Raw genomic sequence first — 18,615 nt, forward strand, 5'->3', positions numbered from 1 at the left:
CACACAAGCAACCCTCTCACAGGTACTGCATCAGCGGCTTACTTGATCAGTGCCAGGAACTCGCTGCGGGTCGCGGCGTTTTCGCGGAACTCACCGAGCATCACCGAGGTGATCATCGACGAATTCTGTTTCTCCACACCGCGCATCATCATGCACATGTGCTTGGCTTCGATCACCACCGCCACACCCAGAGCACCGGTCACCTGCTGGACCGCGTCGGCGATCTGGCGGCTGAGGTTTTCCTGGATCTGCAGGCGCCGGGCATACATGTCGACGATGCGCGCGACCTTGGACAGGCCCAGCACCTTGCCACTCGGAATGTAGGCCACGTGGGCCTTGCCGATGAACGGCAGCAGGTGGTGTTCGCACAGCGAGTAGAGCTCGATGTCCTTGACCAGCACCATTTCGCTGTTGTCGGAGCTGAACAAGGCACCATTGGTGACTTCTTCCAGGCTCTGTTCGTAACCGCGGCAAAGGTACTGCATGGCTTTGGCGGCGCGCTTGGGTGTGTCGAGCAGACCCTCGCGGGAGACGTCCTCGCCGAGTTGGCCGAGGATCTCGGTGTAATTCTGTTCCAGGGACATGAAGCTACCTGTGGGAGTTTACGCAAAGGGCAAGGATACGGCGGCTGGCAGCCGCCTGCAAATTCGATGACAGTCCGGTTACTCGTCGCGGCCTTCCATCATGGTCCGCTTGAGCATCACATACACCGCCCCCGCACCGCCATGTTTCGGCTGGCAGGAGGTGAAACCCAGGACCTGGGCGTGCTGGCGCAGCCAGGTGTTGACGTGGCTCTTGATCATCGGGCGCTTGCCGTCCAGGCGTACCGCCTTGCCGTGGGTGACACGCACACAGCGGATTTCGAATTTGGTCGCCTCGGCGAGAAAGGCCCAGAGGGTTTCCCGGGCTTTCTCCACGCTCATGCCGTGCAGGTCGAGGCTGCCTTCGAACGGAATCTGGCCGATCTTGAGCTTGCGCATCTGGCTTTCCTGAACCCCGTCGCGGGCCCAGTGCAACTCGTCTTCGGGGCCGACGTCGATAACGAACTGGTCGGACAGCCCATCCACCGCGGTGTCCTGCACCCGCACCGTGGCCGCCTGGCGCAACTTGGCCAGCTGCGCGCGATCGGACTTGGGCTTGCCGGTGTCGGCACGATCATGCTTGATCGGCTTGACGCCACGGATCTCGCTTTTGAACAGGGAAAAGTCGTCGTCTTGCATGTCAGCCTCCGCAGGGCCTGGCAGTTTACCCAAGTGCCCTGGGTGGCGTCACCGCAGATTGCGCGCAGGTGCTTGATCAGTCGTGCTTTTTCATCAGGTGGGGGGCGATGTTCAGCCCGTGGCCGCGGCGCATCCGGCGCCGGCTGCGGCGCCACAGCCAGACACCGAGCCAGAGCGTCAGCAGGCCCACGCCCAAAGCCACCGCCGAACCGACCGGCGTGGCATTCAAATCACCCAGTGCCGGCGCGTGGCCGAGCAGGCTGGCCGCGCCGGCCATGATCAGCAGCACCCCGAAGGTGGCCAGCAACGCGGCAAGCGCCGCGCTCAAACGTGAGCCCCAGCTGCTCTGGCCCCGGGGGCGCAGGCGGCGAGCGTCAAAACCATCGGATATCTTCATTCCGATTTCCTCTATGAGTATCGGCCCTTCGACCGGGAGATGGTCGGCTTGTTCCTGATGTGTCCGGGAAATCGGAAAATGAGACGCAATTGACCGCGTTAATGGATGGGCGGTCGTCAGGACGCTCCATCGAAACGGCTAGCCGATCAGCTCTTTGGTCTGGGCGAGGGTGGCGAAATTGTCCGCCATGATCGCCATCTCGGTACGCTGGACCTGGACAGCGCTGATGATTTCACCTTTGTAGGGCAGGTCGCGGGTCGCGCAGGCATCTTCCACCAGGGTACAGCGGAAACCCAGGTTCTTGGCTGCGCGCACCGTGGTGCTGACACTGGAGTGGCTCATGAAACCGCAGACGATCAGGTCCAGGGAGCCGAGGTCCTGCAGGTGCTTCTCCAGGCCGGTGCCGTGAAAGGCGCTGGGCAGCAGCTTGCCGATCAGGGTTTCGTCGCCCTGGGGTTCCAGCCCGGGGATGAATTCGCCGCGCTCGCCCTGGGGATCGAACAGACCGCCCACGGTGCCCAGGTGACGGATATGCACGATGGGGCGTCCGGCCTGGCGGGCGGCGGCCACCAACTGCTTGATATTGTCGACGGCAGCGTCCATGCCGGACAAGGCCAGCGGGCCGCTGAGATATTCTTTCTGGGCGTCGATGATCAACAGGCTGGCATGGCCCAGATTGGCGGCTGCATAACCACGGCCGCTGAGTTGAAACATCGTCTTTGGAACAGGCATTCGGGGCTCCTTTGAGTGGGGCTTTTACCGCATTGTCCTCCGGCTGAGCGCGTATGTGAATCGCAACCCGCGCAGGCGGCGTGGTTATTGGGCTGTAGCCGTGTCAAGGGTTGTTTGCCCGCGGGCGAAACGGCGGTGGATGATGTCTTTTTGCCTTATTTTCACCCGGTGCCGGTTTGACTGTTAGAATCCCCCGTCGTTTTTTTCAGGAGCCTCCCCCCGTGATCAATTCCCGCCTGCGTACGCTGCGCGACCATATTCGTTGGGCTGTCAGCCGCTTTCATGGCGCGGATCTGTTTTTTGGTCATGGCACCGATAATGCCTGGGATGAGGCGCGTCAACTGGTGCTGGGGGCCTTGCACCTGCCATGGGAAATCGCCGACAGCTACCTCGACTGCCGCCTGGAAGATGACGAGCTGAGCCGCTTGCAGCACCTGCTCAAGCGCCGCATCGAAGATCGTGTGCCCACCGCCTATCTGCTGGGCGAGGCCTGGTTCTGTGGTCTGTCGTTTATCGTTGACGAGCGGGTGCTGATTCCACGTTCGCCGATCGGCGAATTGATTGAGGGCCACTTCGCTCCCTGGCTGGCGAATGAGCCAGCGCGGATTCTCGACCTGTGCACTGGCTCCGGCTGCATTGGCATCGCCTGTGCCTATGAGTTCCCGCAGGCGGAAGTGGTGTTGGCCGACCTGTCTTTCGAGGCGCTGGAAGTGGCCAACCAGAATATCGAGCGCCACGGCGTCGATGAGCGGGTGTTCACGGTCCAGGGCGATGGTTTCGACGGTCTGCCCGGCCAGCGTTTCGACCTGATCGTCTCCAACCCCCCTTATGTGGATGCCGAGGATTTTGCCGACATGCCGGAGGAATACCAGCATGAGCCCGAGCTGGGCCTGGCGTGCGGTGACGACGGTCTGAACCTGGTACGGCGGATGCTGGCCGAGGCGGCGGATCATCTGACCGAGAAGGGCCTGCTGATTGTCGAGGTCGGCAACAGCCAGGTGCATGTCGAGGCGCTGTACCCCGAGGTGGACTTTGCCTGGCTGGACTTCGAGCGCGGTGGGCACGGCGTGTTCATGCTTACGGCCGAGCAATGCCGGGCGCATCAGGCCTTGTTCGCCGCCAGGATCTGAAGCAAACACGGACCTTGTAGGAGCTGGCTTGCCAGCGATGACGATGGTGAATCCAACACCGCTATCGCCGGCAAGCCGGCTCCCACATTGACAGCGTTGGCTGCAGTTGCGAGTCAAGGGGCAAGACGGCATACGCAGTTTTGTCGTGCTCTGGAGATCGCTTGAGTTTTATTCGCAGATTCCGACGAGTGAACCGTTTAAGCCGCCAGGCCCATCCGGCAAGGAGGGTCAGAGGCAAGCCGGTGACCGATTATCTGCAAAGCCCGCCATAGAGAGGCGTACAGCGGCATTTCCAGATAAATAAATCTCCCTTTTTTCGCCAATTCCGGTATAGTGCGCGCCGGCCTTTAACCGGGCCGCGTTTAGGTAATGCAATTCCCCGAAGTCAGCTTCGGCTGCTGTCCGCCATGCGGACTATCCTTGACGATTCTTTCATTCAATCGTTTTCGCAAATCCCCGCCGACAAAGCTGCCAGGGTGACTCTCAGAGTCTTACAAGGCATGCGCAGCTTTGGAGCATGGGTCTTTGCGGATGCACTTAGAGGCAGACCCATGACCCAGGAAATCGGCGGCTTCGCCGCTTTTAATCTTAATCCGAATATTCTTGCAGCCGTCACCGCGACTGGCTACGAAGAGCCTTCGGCTATCCAGCAGCAATCGATCCCGATCATCATGGCCGGCCACGACATGATTGGCCAGGCGCAAACCGGTACGGGTAAAACCGCTGCGTTCGCCCTGCCGATCCTGCATCGTATCGATCCTGCTAAGCGCGAACCGCAAGCCCTGATCCTGGCGCCAACCCGTGAGTTGGCGTTGCAAGTAGCAACCGCTTTCGAAACCTACGCCAAGCAAATGCCGGGCGTTACCGTTGTGGCCGTTTACGGCGGCGCGCCCATGGGCCCACAACTGAAAGCAATCCGTAATGGCGCACAGATTGTTGTCGCCACTCCGGGTCGTCTGTGCGACCACCTGCGTCGTGACGAAAAAGTCCTGGCCACCGTGAACCACCTGGTTCTCGATGAAGCGGACGAAATGCTCAAGCTTGGCTTCATGGACGACCTGGAAGTCATCTTCAAGTCCCTGCCAGCAACCCGTCAGACCGTTTTGTTCTCGGCGACCCTGCCGCAGTCGATCCGCGCCATTGCCGAACGCCATCTGCGCGATCCGCAACACGTCAAGATTCAGACCAAGACCCAGACCGTTACCGCGATCGAACAGGCTCACCTGTTGGTTCACGCCGACCAGAAGACCTCGGCTGTGCTGAGCCTGCTGGAAGTCGAGGATTTCGACGCCCTGATCATGTTCGTGCGCACCAAGCAAGCGACCCTGGACCTGGCCAGCGCCCTGGAAGCCAAAGGCTACAAGGCTGCCGCGCTGAACGGCGACATCGCCCAGAACCAGCGTGAGCGCGTGATCGAATCCCTCAAGGATGGCCGTCTGGACATCGTTGTGGCGACCGACGTTGCCGCACGTGGCCTGGACGTTCCGCGTATCACCCACGTGTTCAACGTCGACATGCCGTACGATCCTGAGTCCTACGTGCACCGTATCGGCCGTACCGGCCGTGCCGGTCGCGAAGGTCGCGCACTGTTGCTGGTGACGCCACGTGAGCGCCGCATGCTGCAAGTGATCGAGCGTGTGACCGGTCAGAAAGTCGCCGAAGTCCGCCTGCCGGATGCCCAGGCTGTTCTCGATGCGCGCATCAAGAAACTGACCAACAGCCTTTCGCCACTGGTAGCCGATGCTGAATCGACCCATGGCGAGCTGCTCGATCGCCTGACCGCCGATATCGGTTGCAGCCCGCGTGCCCTGGCCGCGGCCCTGCTGCGCAAGGCCACCAATGGCCAGGCGCTGACCCTGGCGGCGATCGAGAAAGAGCGTCCGCTGGTGCCGAACAATGCGCCACGTGGCGATCGTCCGGAGCGTTCCGGTGACCGTCCTGAGCGTAGCGATCGTGAGCGTCGTGCTCCGGTGCCGTTGGCTGAAGGTCGTGCCCGTTGCCGTACCGCGCTGGGTGCGCGTGACGGTATCGCCGCCAAGAACCTGCTGGGCGCCATCCTTAACGAAGGTGGCCTGGCGCGTGAAGCGATCGGTCGCATCCAGGTGCGTGACAGCTTCAGTCTGGTAGAACTGCCGGAAGATGGTCTGGAGCGTCTGCTGACCAAACTGAAGGACACCCGCGTGGCTGGCAAGCAGCTCAAGCTGCGTCGTTACCGCGAAGATTGATCAGCCCCCGGGTTGATTGATCGATAAAAAAATCCCCGACTGGTTCGGGGATTTTTTTTGCCTGTTTTTACAGCGTTTGCGCATTCACCGTGCGAACCCCTGTGGGAGCCCGGCTTGCCGGCGATGGCGTCCGTAAGATCACTGCAAGACTCACTGGCCTCATCGCCAGCAAGCCGGGCTCCCACAGGGGGGGGGCGCGTCAGGCGAAGCGATAGATGTCCATGCCCAGGGCGCCCATGGTGAAACCCTGGTGGGCAATGCTCATCTGGCCGCCGGCGCCACGAGCGAAGTACAGCGGCAGCAGGTGTTCGTCGCTGGGGTGGCTGCGCACGGCGTAGGGCGCCTGTTTGCGGTAGTCGTGCAGGGCCGCTTCGTCATCGGCGGCGAGCTTGTCGACCATCCAGTCGCGGAAGGCCTTGGCCCACGGCTCGATGCTGTTCGGCCCGGCATGCCAGTCCAGTTCGCCAAGATTATGGGTAATGCTGCCGGAGCCGATCAGCAGGATGCCCTGTGCCCGCAGGCCGCTGAGCGCATGCCCGATGCGCGTCTGCAGGGCCGGGCCCTGGCGGCTCGGCAGGGACACCTGGACCACCGGGATATCGGCTTGCGGGTACATCAGCGACAGGGGCACCCAGACCCCGTGGTCGAACGGGCGCTGCTCATCGAGCTGAGCGGGCAGACCGGCGGCATTGAGGAGCGCGGCGACCTCGGCGGCCAACTGCGGCTCACCGGGCGCCGGGTATTGCACGGCGAACAGCTCCTGTGGAAAACCGCCGAAGTCGTGCCAGGTTTCCGGTTGCGGATTGCTGCTGACCCGCAGGTCCTGGCTTTCCCAGTGGGCCGAGACGATGACGATGGCCTTCGGTCGCGGCAGCTCGGCCGCCAGGCGCGCCAGGGCCGGGCCACTGGCGCCGGGATCGAGGGCCAGCATGGGCGAACCGTGGGAGATGAACAGGCTGGGGAGCATAATAAAAGTCCTGAGCGTCGAGTTAAGATGACGCCATCTTCAATCAGATCATTGATCTAAATCTAATATAAGTTTTAGTGCTTTTTGATCGAATTTTCAGGGTGACCTATGCAACCGGAATTTTGGCACAAGCGTTGGGAACACAACCAGATCGGCTTTCACCTGGAGCAGGTCAACCCCCATCTGCAGCGCTTCTGGCCCGACCTGGCATTGCCGATCGAGGCGCGGGTGCTGGTGCCCTTGTGTGGCAAGAGTCTCGACCTGGCCTGGCTGGCGGCGCAAGGCCTGCGGGTCCTGGGGGTGGAGTTGTCGGAGAAGGCGGTGGAGGCTTTTTTTGCCGAGCAGCAGCTCAAGCCGCTGATACGTCAGCAGGGCGCGTTCATGGTTTATGAGGCGGGTCCGCTGGAGCTCTGGTGCGGGGATTTCTTTGCCTTGACGGCGCAAGACGTTGCCGACTGCGTGGGGTTGTATGACCGGGCGGCGCTGATCGCCTTGCCGCCAGCCATGCGCGAGCGTTATGCGGCGCATTTGAGCAGGATACTGGCGGTCGGCACCCAGGGCTTGTTGATCACCCTGGACTACGACCAGACCCAACTCGATGGGCCGCCGTTCGCCTTGCTCGATGGGGAGGTCCGGCGCTTGCTGGAGCCCCAATGGCAGCTTCAGGTGGAGGACGAGCAGGATGTGCTCGGCGAAAGCTGGAAGTTTCTCCAGGCCGGTGTCACCCGGCTTGATGAGCGGGTTTACCGCTTGGAGAAGGTTTCGTAGGAGGCGGGTAAGCCTGCGATGATCAGGGCAGGAGACAGGCGGGTGGTGACTCTGAAAACACCGCGCTGTTGGCTGTTGTGGGAGCGGAGCTTGCCCGCGAAGCTTTTGGCGTCCTCACAGGCGCCTTCGCGGGCAAGCTCCGCTCCCACAACCACAGCCCCTCATAAGCGGGGCCATCAGGGTGCTTATCAGCCGCGCCGACGCAGGGCTTCGATACGCTCTTCCAGCGGCGGGTGGCTCATGAACATCTTCGCCAGGCCCTGTTTCAGGCCACCGTTGATGCCGAAGGCGTTCAGGGTGTCCGGCATGTGCACCGGCAAACCCTGTTCGGAGCGCAAACGTTGCAGGGCGCCGATCATCGCGGCGGTACCGGCGAGGCTGGCCCCGGCTTCGTCGGCGCGGAATTCGCGCTTGCGCGAGAACCACATGACGATGGCGCTGGCCAGGAAGCCCAGGACCAGTTCGGCGAAGATGGTCGCCACGTAGTAGGCGATGCCCTGGCCTTCTTCATTCTTGAAGATGACCTTGTCGACGAAGTTGCCGATGATTCGCGCGAAGAACATCACGAAGGTGTTCACCACGCCCTGTATCAGCGCCAGGGTGACCATGTCGCCATTGGCCACGTGGCCGATCTCGTGGGCCAGCACGGCTTTCACTTCATCGGGCGAGAACCGCTCCAGCAAGCCCTGGCTGACCGCGACCAGCGCGTCGTTCTTGTTCCAGCCGGTGGCGAAGGCGTTCGCCTCGTAGGCCGGGAAGATACCCACTTCGGGCATCTTGATCCCGGCGTCGCGGGACAGTTGCTCGACGGTTTGCAGCAGCCACTGTTCATGGCGGGTACGAGGTTGGGTAATGAGCTGGGTGCCGGTGCTCATCTTCGCCATCCACTTGGAGATGAACAGCGAGAACAGCGAACCCGCGAAACCAAAGACCGCACAGAAGACCAGCAGCTGATTGAGGTTGAGATCAACCCCGTTGGCCGCCATGAACCCGTTGAAGCCGAAAAGGCTCAGGGTGATGCTGGCAATCAGCACGACCGCCAGGTTAGTGGCCAAGAACAGCAGGATGCGCATCATGGTTGAAAGTTTCTCCTCAGCTAAAGATGTAGCGTCATGCGGGGTATATAAGGTGCGGCTCCGACCTATTCAACCGGGTGACTATTTCAAACTGTGTCCTACAGCTTGATTCTAGCCGCTTGCCAGTCATTTCCTAAGGGATAGCTCGGGTTTTTAAGGCGGCGTAGCGCTGCAAGCCCCTTTGAAACCGGGGGATGTGTTGGCTGTGAGGGGGAGTCCCTGGCCGGCGGCATGCTGACGCAAAGACATACAAAAAGAAATGAGGGAAAAGTGCCCTCCTGCGGCTCACGGATGAGTCGCAGGAGGTTGTAGGAGATTACTGGCGGTAGGTTTTCAGGAACGAGCCGATGCGCCCGATGGCCTGTTCCAGGTCATCCACCCGAGGCAGGGTGACCACGCGGAAGTGATCGGGCCATGGCCAGTTGAACGCGGTGCCCTGGACCACCAGCAGTTTTTCCGAGAGCAGCAGGTCGAGGACGAACTTCTCGTCGTTGAGGATCGGGCAGACTTTCGGGTCGATCCGCGGGAAGGCGTAGAGCGCGCCCATGGGTTTCACGCAGCTGACACCAGGAATGTCGTTGAGCAGTTCCCAGGTGCGGTTGCGCTGTTCCAGCAGGCGGCCGGCCGGCAACACCAGGTCGTTGATGCTCTGGTAGCCGCCGAGGGCGGTCTGGATCGCGTGCTGGCTCGGCACGTTGGCGCACAGGCGCATGTTGGCCAGTATGTCGATGCCTTCGATGTAGCTCTGGGCATTCTGCTTGGGCCCGGAGATTGCCACCCAGCCGGAGCGGAAACCCGCGACCCGGTAGGATTTGGACAGGCCGTTGAAGGTCAGGCAGAGCAGGTCGGGCGCCAGGGAGCCGGTGCAGATGTGGACGGCGTCGTCGTAGAGGATCTTGTCGTAGATTTCGTCGGAAAAGACCACGAGGTTGTGCTGGCGGGCCAGTTCCAGCATGCCCAGCAGGACTTCCTTCGAATACACCGCGCCTGTCGGGTTGTTCGGGTTGATGATCACCAGGGCCTTGGTGTTGGGGGTGATCTTGGCCTTGATGTCGGCCAGGTCCGGCCACCAGTTGGCCTGCTCGTCGCACAGGTAATGCACCGGGTTGCCTCCGGCCAGGGTCACGGCGGCGGTCCACAGCGGGTAGTCCGGCGCCGGAACCAGCACTTCGTCGCCATTGTTGAGCAGGGCCTGCATGGACATCACGATCAGTTCGGACACACCGTTGCCCAGGTAGATGTCTTCGATGCCGACACCTTCGACCTGCTTTTGCTGGTAGTACTGCATGACCGCCTTGCGGGCGCTGAACAGACCCTTGGAGTCACTGTAGCCCTGCGCGGTCGGCAGGTTGCGGATCACGTCCTGGAGGATTTCGTCCGGGGCTTCGAAACCGAAGGGCGCCGGGTTGCCGATGTTCAGCTTGAGGATGCGATGGCCTTCCTCTTCCAGGCGCTTGGCGTGCTTGAGCACTGGGCCGCGAATGTCATAGCAGACGTTGGCGAGCTTGTTCGATTTGCTGACCTGCATGGCGATGTGATCCTGAAAATGGACGATCCAGGCGGTCTCGTCGAGGCCGCTATGGCAATACTGCGTTTTCACCGCGTCTTGTGGTCCCCCAGCCGCTGGCTGGGAAAATCCGTTTGAATGCGTCGGACGCGGGTGCCAGACTGGCATTTGACGAGGCGCAATCATACGTGCCGCCCGATCCGTGGAAAAGAGACAGATCGGGGTTTTTCAGCCGCCGAGGTGTAACGATGGAAAAGTTGGAAAAAACCCTGGAAGAATGGCACGCCATGCTCGACCCGGAGCAGTACAACGTGTGCCGGCTCAAAGGCACCGAGCGGCCGTTTTCCGGTAAATACAACGGCACCAAGACCGACGGGGTCTATCATTGCATCTGCTGCAATGAGCCGCTGTTTGATTCCCGTACCAAGTTCGACTCCGGCTGCGGCTGGCCGAGTTTCTACCAGCCGATCGGCGACAATGCGATGGTCGAGATCCGCGATATCAGCCACGGCATGATCCGCACCGAAGTGGTCTGCGCCAAATGCGACGCGCACCTGGGCCATGTTTTTCCCGACGGCCCGCCGCCGACCGGTTTGCGCTACTGCATCAACTCGGTGTGCCTGGATCTGGCTCCGCGCGGCTGAATCCGCTGTTGCGCGGTGTTCCTGATTTCCGGGCCCGCGCGAAACCTGGTGGGCTGGGGGGCATGGCTTATAGGGGACCATCAATCCGAGCAATTGAATTGTGCGCAATTCAATTGCTCGCTATCTTGTTCGACATTCATTGGAGGAACTGTCATGAGCGATAACCTGCTGAACATCCCTTGCACCACCATCAAGGGCGAGCAAAAGACCCTGGGCGACTTCGCCGGCAAGGCGATCCTGGTGGTCAACACCGCCAGCAAGTGCGGGTTTACCCCGCAGTACAAAGGGCTTGAGCAACTCTGGCAGTCCTACAAGGACCAGGGGCTGGTGGTGCTCGGTTTTCCCTGCAACCAGTTCGGCAAGCAGGAGCCGGGCAACGAAGGGGCGATCTCCGAGTTCTGCGAGCTGAACTACGGCGTCAGTTTCCCGCTGTTCAAGAAGATCGACGTCAACGGCGACGCTGCCCATCCGCTGTTCGTCCAGCTGAAGAAACGCGCACCGGGTCTGCTCTGGTCCCAGGGCATCAAGTGGAATTTCACCAAGTTCCTGATTGGCAAGGACGGCCGCCTGGTGAAGCGTTTCGCGCCCACCACCAAGCCGGAGAACCTCACCCGCGAGATCGAAGCCCTGCTTAAATGAATGACCTGTCCAGCGATTCGCTGAGCCTCGACAGCCAGCTCTGCTTCAAGCTCTATGCCGCTTCCCGGGCGGTGATCCGCGGCTACAAGCCGATGCTGGAGCAGTTGCGCCTGACCTACCCGCAGTACCTGGCGATGCTGGTGCTGTGGGAGTGGCACGACAGCGCGCCGGCGCAACCGACGGTCAAGGCTCTCGGCGAGCGCCTGCTGCTGGACTCGGGGACGCTGACGCCGCTGCTCAAGCGCCTCGAGCAGATGGCCCTGGTGCAACGGCGTCGTTCGGCCCTCGACGAGCGCGAAGTGCACCTGAGCCTGAGCCCGGCGGGGGCGGCCTTGCGTGCTCAGGTGTTGCCGATCAAGACCCGCCTGCTCTGCGACAGTGGCGTCGATCTGACCCGGCTCGACGAGCTGCGCCACGGCCTCGACCAGTTGCTGGTCCAACTCAAGTCGTTGTAGCAGGCACCCACTGTTCGAGCAGGGCCATCAGTTCTTCACGGCGGAAGGGCTTGGCCAGGTAATCGCTCATGCCCGCGGCCCGGCAGCGTTCACGTTCCTCGGGCATGGCGTTGGCCGTCAGCGCGACGATCGGCAGGTTTGGCCAGCGCCCACTACGGCGTATCTGCCGGCTGGCTTCGTAACCATTCATGACCGGCATATTGCAGTCCATCAACACCAGGTCGAACACCTGCTGCTCCAGCTGGCTCAGGGCCTCGCCGCCATGGGCGGCGACTGTCACTTCGCAGCCGAGCTTGCCGAGCATGCCCTTGGCCACCAGTTGATTGACCGGATTGTCCTCCACCAACAGGATACGCGCGCGCCGCAAGGGCTGGCTGTCCCGGGGCTGGACGTTGAGCTCTGCCGGATCGTCGGGCAGCAGGATGCGCGCCAGCGTCTGGTACAGCGCGTTGCGCGCCAAGGGGCGGGCCTGCTGTTGCAGCGGGGCGAGGGCACTGGCCTGCTCACTGGGCATGAAGTTGCCATAGGCGGTGACCAGCAGGATCGGCGCGCTGATTGCCGGCCGCAGGCCGAACAGGCATTCGGGACAGTCGGTGATCAACAGGTCGGGGTTAACGCCGGCCAGGCTGTCATCCAGCCCGTAGTGTTGATAGTCCAGGCCCCAGACCGGCAACTGCTGGCCGAGCAGTTCGCTCAGGCCGCTGGTGCTGGAGGTCACGGCGATGATCTTGCCGGTGAGGAGCCGCGGTGTCGCCGCCGGCGTGTGTCCGGGCAGCGGCAGTTCGGCGCAGAACTGGCTGCCGAAGCCGACTTCGGAGTTGATGGTCAGGCGGCCTTTCATGGCCTCGCAGAGGTTGTAGGTCAGGGTCAGCCCCAGGCCGGTGCCGCCGAACTGGCGGGTGATGCCGGCACCGGCCTGGGTGAAGGGCTGGAAGATCTTCGCCTGGGCTTCCTGGGCGATACCGATACCGGTGTCGCAGATTTCGATGCGCACGCCGTTGTCGCGGGCGCTCAGGCGCACATCGACCCGGCCGAAGCGAGTGAACTTCAGGGCGTTGGACAACAGGTTGCTGACGATCTGCCGGACCCGCGTCGGGTCGCCGAGTACCAGCGCCGGGAATTGCGGGTCGATCAGGCAGGCCAGCTCGACGCTGGGGGCGGCGTTTTGCGAAAGCAGGTTGGCGGTGTCCTCGATCAGCGCGCCGAGGTCGAAGGGGATGCGCTCCAGCTCCAATTGCCCGGCATCGAATTTCGACAGGTCGAGGATGTCGTTGAGCAGCTCCACCAGGACTTTCCCTGAGTCGTGGGCAATCGACAACTGCTGGCGTTGCTCGGCGTTCAACGGGCTGTCCAGGGACAGGGCGATCATGCCGAGCAGCCCGTTCAAGGGCGTGCGGATCTCATGGCTCATGTTGGCCAGAAACGCCGAACGGGCCTGGGCCATGTTCAGCGCCGTGCTGCGCGCCACCTCCAGTTCTTCGTTGGATTGACTCAACCGCGCGTTGCTGGCCTTGAGTTCGGTGGTGCGCGCCGAGACGATATTTTCCAGCTGGCCCAGGTAGTCGGTCAGGCGGTTTTCAGCACTGCGGCGCTGCTGGATCTCGGTGCTCATGTTCTCGAATTGCTGGTTGGCGACCTTGACCAGCACGCCGATCTCATCGTGTTCATGGCCCTGAGGGAAGGCCAGCCGCGCCTGTTTCGACTGGCCCGGGGTGCTGCTGCTGAGGGCCTGGATCACCCGCACCAGAGGTTTGGTCAGCATCACATAGAACAACACCAGCAGGATGAGGGTGAGGATCAGGCTGCGGGCAAAACCGTTGAGCAGGGTGATCTCGGCCCGATGCAGGAAGCGTATGCCGAAGGTATAGGTGTCGATATCCAGGTGTAGGGTGCCCAGGGATTCGTCCGGCAAATGGCTGAGAAAAAGCCGGTCTTCAAAGCGCCGATCGGCGCCGAACAGCCAATCGCTGATCATCCGATAGCTGCCCTCCTGGCGCGGCCGTTCGACACTGGCCAGGACCATATGGTTGTTGTCGATCAACTGCGCGCGCAGCACCGCCGGCGAGCGCAGCAGACCCAGGGCCAGTTCCTGCGCCAGTTCGGCGTCGATGTTGTAGGCGATCCTCGATGCCGGGTTGTGGCTGATTTCCAGCAGGGAGAGGATTTCACGGTTGATCGAGGCGCTTTCGCTGGCATAATCGATGCCGATTTGCAGCAGACTGAGCAGTGTTCCCAGAATGAAGCCGACCAGCACCGTCAACCGGGCTTGTTTGTAGGACAAGCGGTGGGTGAATTTTATATCCATGGGGTGGTGTACCACTTTCCTTTCCCTTCGCCGGGCAAGCATAGCTGATCCGAGGCACGCACCGGCAGTGGGGGATTCGATACGCGCGGTGTGCAGTCTGCCAGAGCTTGCCGGCGCCCGACGGCGCCAACGCGACATCATCGTATGAACTTGCCTGAGGAAACGTCGTGGATTCCCGATTGAATGCCTTTCTTGAGCGTGCCGACGCGGTGCTCGCCCGTCTTGAACCGCTGTTGCCCGCGCCGCGCCAGGCCATTGATTGGAACGGCTGCCTGGCGGCCCGCTGGCAGCGTGAAGGTCGCAGTGGCTACTTGTTGCCGCTGGAGGTCAGCCTGGATATGCGGTTGTCCGACCTGATCGGCGTGGACAAGCAACGCGAGCAGTTGGCGCGCAACACCCGGCAGTTCCTCGATGGCTTGCCGGCCAACCATGCCTTGCTCTGGGGCGCGCGTGGCACCGGCAAGTCCTCGCTGGTGCGTGCCTTGCTCGCCGAGCATGCCAAAGCGGGCCTGCGCCTGATCGAGATCGAGCGCGATCACCTGGCGGATCTGCCGCGGGTGGTGGAGCAGTTGCAAAAGTTGCCGCAGCGCTTCGTGCTGTTTTGCGATGACCTGTCCTTCGAGGCGGGCGAAGGCGACTATCGTGTGCTCAAGAGCGTGCTCGACGGTTCCCTCGAACAGGCCCCGGACAACGTCTTGCTCTACGCCACCTCGAACCGCCGGCACCTGGTGCCGGAGAAAGAGAGCGATAACGAAAACTGGACGCGTGTCGACGGCGAATTGCACCCCAGCGAAGCCGTGGAGGACAAGATCGCCTTGTCCGACCGCTTCGGCCTGTGGCTGTCGTTCTACCCCTTCACCCAGGAGCACTTTCTCAGTGTGGTCGAGCACTGGGTCGGCGAGTTGGCGCTCAAGGCCGGCCTGGCCTGGCAGCGTGATGAGGCACTGGATATCCAGGCGGTGCGCTGGGCTACCGGGCGCGGTAATCGCAATGGCCGTTGCGCCTATCAGTTTGCCCGCTATTGGGTGGGTTTGAAGTTGCTGGAGCAGGCACCATGATCGATTTACAGAACGCGGGTAGCGGCCTGGACGGCTACGGGCTGCTGCACGCGCAGTTGGAATCGCTGCTGGCGGACGAGCGGGATTTTATCGCCAATGCCGCGCAATTCTCGGCCTTCCTGTTCAATCAGCTGGAGGACCTGAACTGGGCCGGGTTCTACCTCAACCGCGATGAAGAACTGCTGCTCGGACCGTTCCAGGGGCAGATCGCCTGCGTGCGCATTCCCTTCGGCCGGGGCGTCTGCGGGACCGCCGCGGCGACCCGGGAAACCCAGCGGGTCGAGGACGTACATGCGTTTGCCGGGCATATCGCCTGCGACAGCGCCTCGAACAGCGAACTGGTGGTACCGCTGGTCAAGGACGGCCGCTTGGTCGGCGTGCTCGACCTGGACAGCCCGCGCCTGGCCCGCTTCACCCTCGAAGACCAGGCCGGCATCGAGCACCTGGCGGCAATCTTCCTGCGTCTGACTGACTGCTGAGGCGATTCAGGCGCCCAGCCCGGCCTTTTCCAGCAGCGACTCGGCATCCACCGTGTCGATCTGCTGGGGCAGGACATGCTGCCGGGCGTACTCCAGGTAGATTTCTTCGCGGATAAACAACTCGAACAATTGCGGATCGATATGGGCGTCGCGGCACATGGCGGCCATGATGCCCAGCGCTTCGCTCAGGCTCTTGCCCTTTTTGTAGGGGCGATCGGCGGCGGTCAGCGCCTCGAAAATATCGGCAATCGCCATCATCCGCGCCGGCAGGCTCATCTGTTCACGCTTCAGGCGCTTGGGGTAACCGGTGCCGTCCATTTTTTCATGGTGACCGCCGGCGATCTCCGGCACGGCGGCCAGGTGCCCGGGAAATGGCAGTTGATCGAGCATCAGGATGGTCTGCACCATGTGATGGTTGATGATGTAGCGCTCTTCGCGGGTCAGCGTCCCGCGGGCAATGCTCAGGTTGTACAACTCCCCTCGATTGAACTTGTAGGGCGGCACGTCCAGTTGGAAGCCCCAGCGGTTGTCGGCGGGGATCAGCTCGGCGGGGTTGCGTTCGAACAGATGCTCGGGCTTGTCCGCCAGTAGCGCTTCGCTGACCGGCAGGGGCGCAGCTGATTGGCGTTCCTGGCGATGATGTTCTTCCCAGGAAACGCCCAGGCGATCGTCCAGCGTGCGGGTCCAGGTGCGTTGGGCAATGCGCTGCAGGCGCGCCTGGTCGGCCTCGGCCATGGCTTCGCTGCCAAGATTGCAGTGGGCGACAAAGGCAAAATCCTCATCCAGGGCCGCGAGGCTGGTATCGCGCGCCTGGCTCAGGGCCGGCTCGTTGCCACCCTGTGCCAGGCCTTGCCAATAGTCGACCCAGGCATCGCGCTTGAGCACTTCGAAGCGGGTGCGTATTTCGTGAATGCGGTCGTACAGGGTTTCCAGCTTGGTCGCTTTGTCGACCACGTATTCCGGCGTGGTGACCTTGCCGCAGTCATGCAGCCAGGCGGCGACGTGCAGCGCTTCCCATTCGTCCTCCGTGGGCTGATAGCCCTTGAACGCCGGCGTCTGGCTGGCGGCGGCGGCTTCGGCGATCATCAGTGTCAGCGCCGGGACGCGCTGGCAGTGGCCGCCGGTGTAAGGACTCTTGGCGTCGATGGCCCCGGCCAGCAATTGGATGAAGGCGTCCAGCAACTGCTTCTGCCGGGCTTGCAGGCGTTGGCTCTCGATACAGGCGGCCGCGGTGCCGGAAATGGCGCTGATAAAGGCGATGCGATCCGGCTGCAGGTTCTCCATATCGGCTTCGGTGCCGCTGTCGGGCAGCAGCAGGGCAAGCACGCCGACGGTTTCGCCCTGGCGATTGTGCAGGCGAATACCGATCAGGTGAATGCGTGGGCTTTCCAGGGTGAGCAGGACCTTTTGCAAGTCGGCCGCCTGCTCGAAGCCGAGGGTGGCGACCACGTTGTCCTGCCGGTCGAGTGTCTTGAGCCAGGCCGGGCGCTGTTCGTCGGCCTCGGCGGCGTTGCGGATATCGAATTGGCGGGGATCCTGCTGTACGCCATCGATGACCAGGGCGTGGGCCTCCAACTGGCGGCTTTCGCTGTCCAGCAGGTAGATCAGGCCGGCCCGGGCCTGGGCGATTTTCAGCGTTTCCTCGAGCACCCGTTGCAGCAGCGGGTCGAAACGGGTTTGCGCCGAAAGGCTGGAGGTGATTTCGAAGAAGCTGGCCAGGGTCTGCTTCATGCGGGTCATCGAGATCGCCAGTCGGTCGACTTCCAACACTGGCGAACGTGGTGTCGCCGGGTGGTTGAAGTTGAAGCTGCGAATCGCATCGGCCTCCTGCACCAGGGCATGCAGCGGCTTGACCAGCAGTCTGGAGGTCAGCCAGCCAAGGGGCAGACACAGCAACAGGGTGGCCAGGGTGATCAGCGCGCCTTGCCAGCGGATCCGGTAGGCATCCGCCAGCAGTTCGTCTTCCGGCACCAGCAGCGCCAGTTGCAGGCCCTTGGGACCGCCTTCGGCGAGCTGCGTGCGGGCGACTATCCATTGCCGTTGCGCGGTCTTCAGGTAGTGCTCGGTGCTGTTGCCCGGTTCCATGAAGCGCCGCAGGATCGGGCTCAGGTCCTGCACCCGGGGCAGGCGCGCGTCGCTGCTGCCACCGATCAACCGGGCGTAGTCGGGGTAGGCCACGGCATTGGCGTTTTCATCGAACAGGACGATTTCGGTCGAGGGCGTGACCTTGTGCCTGTCCAGGGTCGCGGACAGGTCGGCGAGGGTCAGGTCGGCGGCGATCACCACGTTCGCGCTGCCGCGCCGGGCGAGGGTGGTGCCGACATTGTGAGTGGAGAAAAACAGGTAGGGCGCGGTGGTGATCTGGTCACTGTCGTTCAGGGCGCTGTTGAACCAGGCTCTGACGCGGGGATCGTAGGCTTCGCGATGATTGTCCTGGCGGCTGATCAACTGCAACGCCGCGTCGAAGAACAGCGATTCGGACTTGACCCCCTGGACACCGGGGTCGCGCTCGATGCTCCAGACCTGGAAAGCAGCATTCTCCGGCGCCTTGAAGTAGGCGCGCAGGGCGCTGTCGCGCAACGGTCGGACCATGAAGAAGTCGCCATCGGCGTAACCGAGGTAAAGCGAGGCCAGGTTCGGGTTGTCGTTCAAGGCCTGGGTGAAGGGCTTGAGCAGGGCCAGCCGTTGCTCCAGCCCGGGGGCCTGGGTGCGATCGTCGATGGCCAGCAGGCTCAGCAGATGGCGAATCGGCTGGTAGGTGTTCTGTAGATCAAGCTGTACATCGTCCCGGACCCTGCCGAAGAGTTTTTCGCTGCTGGAGAGAATGATCTGGGTGGTTTGCCGGTAGTTGAACAGCCCCAGCAGGATGCCAGTCAACAGCAGCAGACAGGTGAACAGGATACTGATGTGCACGTGCAGCGCCAGCCGGCGTCTTTCGCGTTGCATGGGACGGGGCATCGCCGATCTTCCTGGGTGATGGGGTGCACTGCTCAGCGCCAAGGATAGTCAATGT

Annotated in this window: 17 protein-coding genes; 8 read left to right on the plus strand and 9 right to left on the minus strand. The window is 62.4% G+C overall.

Annotated features, from left to right (window positions below):
• Nucleotides 1-38: 38 nt before the first annotated feature.
• The 4 genes from folE to AC07T0_RS12995 form a co-directional block, all read right to left on the minus strand.
• Entirely contained in the window at nucleotides 39-584 is a 546-nt protein-coding gene (gene folE, locus AC07T0_RS12980) for a GTP cyclohydrolase I FolE (RefSeq protein ID WP_100940621.1), read from the minus strand.
• A 78-nt stretch (nucleotides 585-662) separates the two neighbouring features.
• Nucleotides 663-1,220 (minus strand): Smr/MutS family protein, encoded by a 558-nt coding sequence (locus AC07T0_RS12985; RefSeq protein WP_495001549.1) that lies wholly within the window; start codon nucleotides 1,218-1,220, stop codon nucleotides 663-665.
• 76 nt (nucleotides 1,221-1,296) lie between these two features.
• On the minus strand, nucleotides 1,297-1,617 hold the full coding sequence (locus AC07T0_RS12990; RefSeq protein WP_495001550.1) for a hypothetical protein: 321 nt from the start codon (nucleotides 1,615-1,617) through the stop codon (nucleotides 1,297-1,299).
• Nucleotides 1,618-1,755: 138 nt separating this feature from the next.
• A complete protein-coding gene (locus tag AC07T0_RS12995; RefSeq protein ID WP_495001551.1) occupies nucleotides 1,756-2,349 on the minus strand; it encodes a cysteine hydrolase family protein in 594 nt (197 codons plus the stop codon).
• 221 nt (nucleotides 2,350-2,570) lie between these two features.
• On the opposite strand from AC07T0_RS12995, the gene prmB reads away from it, so the two are divergent.
• The gene (gene prmB, locus AC07T0_RS13000; protein WP_495001552.1) at nucleotides 2,571-3,479 is read left to right on the plus strand and encodes a 50S ribosomal protein L3 N(5)-glutamine methyltransferase; all 909 of its coding nucleotides are present in this window, start codon (nucleotides 2,571-2,573) and stop codon (nucleotides 3,477-3,479) included.
• A 551-nt stretch (nucleotides 3,480-4,030) separates the two neighbouring features.
• Nucleotides 4,031-5,704 (plus strand): DEAD/DEAH box helicase, encoded by a 1,674-nt coding sequence (locus tag AC07T0_RS13005; RefSeq protein WP_495001553.1) that lies wholly within the window; start codon nucleotides 4,031-4,033, stop codon nucleotides 5,702-5,704.
• 199 nt (nucleotides 5,705-5,903) lie between these two features.
• On the opposite strand, the gene AC07T0_RS13010 is transcribed toward AC07T0_RS13005, so the two are convergent.
• A complete protein-coding gene (locus AC07T0_RS13010; RefSeq protein WP_495001554.1) occupies nucleotides 5,904-6,671 on the minus strand; it encodes a DODA-type extradiol aromatic ring-opening family dioxygenase in 768 nt (255 codons plus the stop codon).
• Nucleotides 6,672-6,779: 108 nt separating this feature from the next.
• Between AC07T0_RS13010 and AC07T0_RS13015 the strand changes: the two genes are divergently transcribed.
• Nucleotides 6,780-7,439 (plus strand): thiopurine S-methyltransferase, encoded by a 660-nt coding sequence (locus AC07T0_RS13015; protein ID WP_495001555.1) that lies wholly within the window; start codon nucleotides 6,780-6,782, stop codon nucleotides 7,437-7,439.
• A gap of 188 nt (nucleotides 7,440-7,627) precedes the next feature.
• On the opposite strand, the gene htpX is transcribed toward AC07T0_RS13015, so the two are convergent.
• Together htpX and AC07T0_RS13025 are read right to left on the minus strand one after the other, a co-directional pair.
• Nucleotides 7,628-8,515 (minus strand): protease HtpX, encoded by an 888-nt coding sequence (gene htpX, locus AC07T0_RS13020; RefSeq protein WP_103499304.1) that lies wholly within the window; start codon nucleotides 8,513-8,515, stop codon nucleotides 7,628-7,630.
• A 316-nt stretch (nucleotides 8,516-8,831) separates the two neighbouring features.
• Nucleotides 8,832-10,043: a pyridoxal phosphate-dependent aminotransferase gene (locus tag AC07T0_RS13025; protein WP_495001556.1), complete on the minus strand. Its 1,212-nt coding sequence runs from the start codon at nucleotides 10,041-10,043 to the stop codon at nucleotides 8,832-8,834.
• 227 nt (nucleotides 10,044-10,270) lie between these two features.
• Here AC07T0_RS13025 and msrB point away from each other — a divergent pair, with 227 nt between their 5' ends.
• The 3 genes from msrB (at nucleotide 10,271) to AC07T0_RS13040 (ending at nucleotide 11,760) form a co-directional block, all read left to right on the plus strand.
• Nucleotides 10,271-10,666, plus strand: coding sequence for a peptide-methionine (R)-S-oxide reductase MsrB (msrB, locus tag AC07T0_RS13030; RefSeq protein WP_495001557.1), 396 nt, complete (start codon nucleotides 10,271-10,273; stop codon nucleotides 10,664-10,666).
• A 153-nt stretch (nucleotides 10,667-10,819) separates the two neighbouring features.
• Complete coding sequence (locus AC07T0_RS13035) at nucleotides 10,820-11,305, plus strand: glutathione peroxidase (protein ID WP_495001558.1); 486 nt, start codon at nucleotides 10,820-10,822, stop codon at nucleotides 11,303-11,305.
• Complete coding sequence (locus tag AC07T0_RS13040; protein ID WP_495001559.1) at nucleotides 11,302-11,760, plus strand: MarR family winged helix-turn-helix transcriptional regulator; 459 nt, start codon at nucleotides 11,302-11,304, stop codon at nucleotides 11,758-11,760. Before AC07T0_RS13035 ends, AC07T0_RS13040 begins: the two co-directional genes overlap by 4 nt.
• Here AC07T0_RS13040 and AC07T0_RS13045 read toward each other — a convergent pair.
• Nucleotides 11,747-14,065, minus strand: coding sequence for a hybrid sensor histidine kinase/response regulator (locus AC07T0_RS13045; RefSeq protein ID WP_495001560.1), 2,319 nt, complete (start codon nucleotides 14,063-14,065; stop codon nucleotides 11,747-11,749). The two genes, AC07T0_RS13040 and AC07T0_RS13045, sit on opposite strands and share 14 nt — an antisense overlap.
• Nucleotides 14,066-14,232: 167 nt before the next feature.
• Here AC07T0_RS13045 and AC07T0_RS13050 point away from each other — a divergent pair, with 167 nt between their 5' ends.
• On the plus strand, nucleotides 14,233-15,123 hold the full coding sequence (locus AC07T0_RS13050; RefSeq protein WP_495001561.1) for an ATP-binding protein: 891 nt from the start codon (nucleotides 14,233-14,235) through the stop codon (nucleotides 15,121-15,123).
• The gene (locus AC07T0_RS13055; protein WP_495001562.1) at nucleotides 15,120-15,602 is read left to right on the plus strand and encodes a GAF domain-containing protein; all 483 of its coding nucleotides are present in this window, start codon (nucleotides 15,120-15,122) and stop codon (nucleotides 15,600-15,602) included. The genes AC07T0_RS13050 and AC07T0_RS13055 overlap by 4 nt, the downstream gene beginning before the upstream one ends.
• 6 nt (nucleotides 15,603-15,608) lie before the next feature.
• Here the strand turns inward: AC07T0_RS13055 and AC07T0_RS13060 are convergent, their stop codons facing one another.
• A complete protein-coding gene (locus AC07T0_RS13060) occupies nucleotides 15,609-18,560 on the minus strand; it encodes an HD domain-containing phosphohydrolase (RefSeq protein WP_495001563.1) in 2,952 nt (983 codons plus the stop codon).
• Nucleotides 18,561-18,615: the final 55 nt, after the last annotated feature.

It is taken from the genome of Pseudomonas sp. GW821-FHT04D07 (assembly GCF_059420225.1).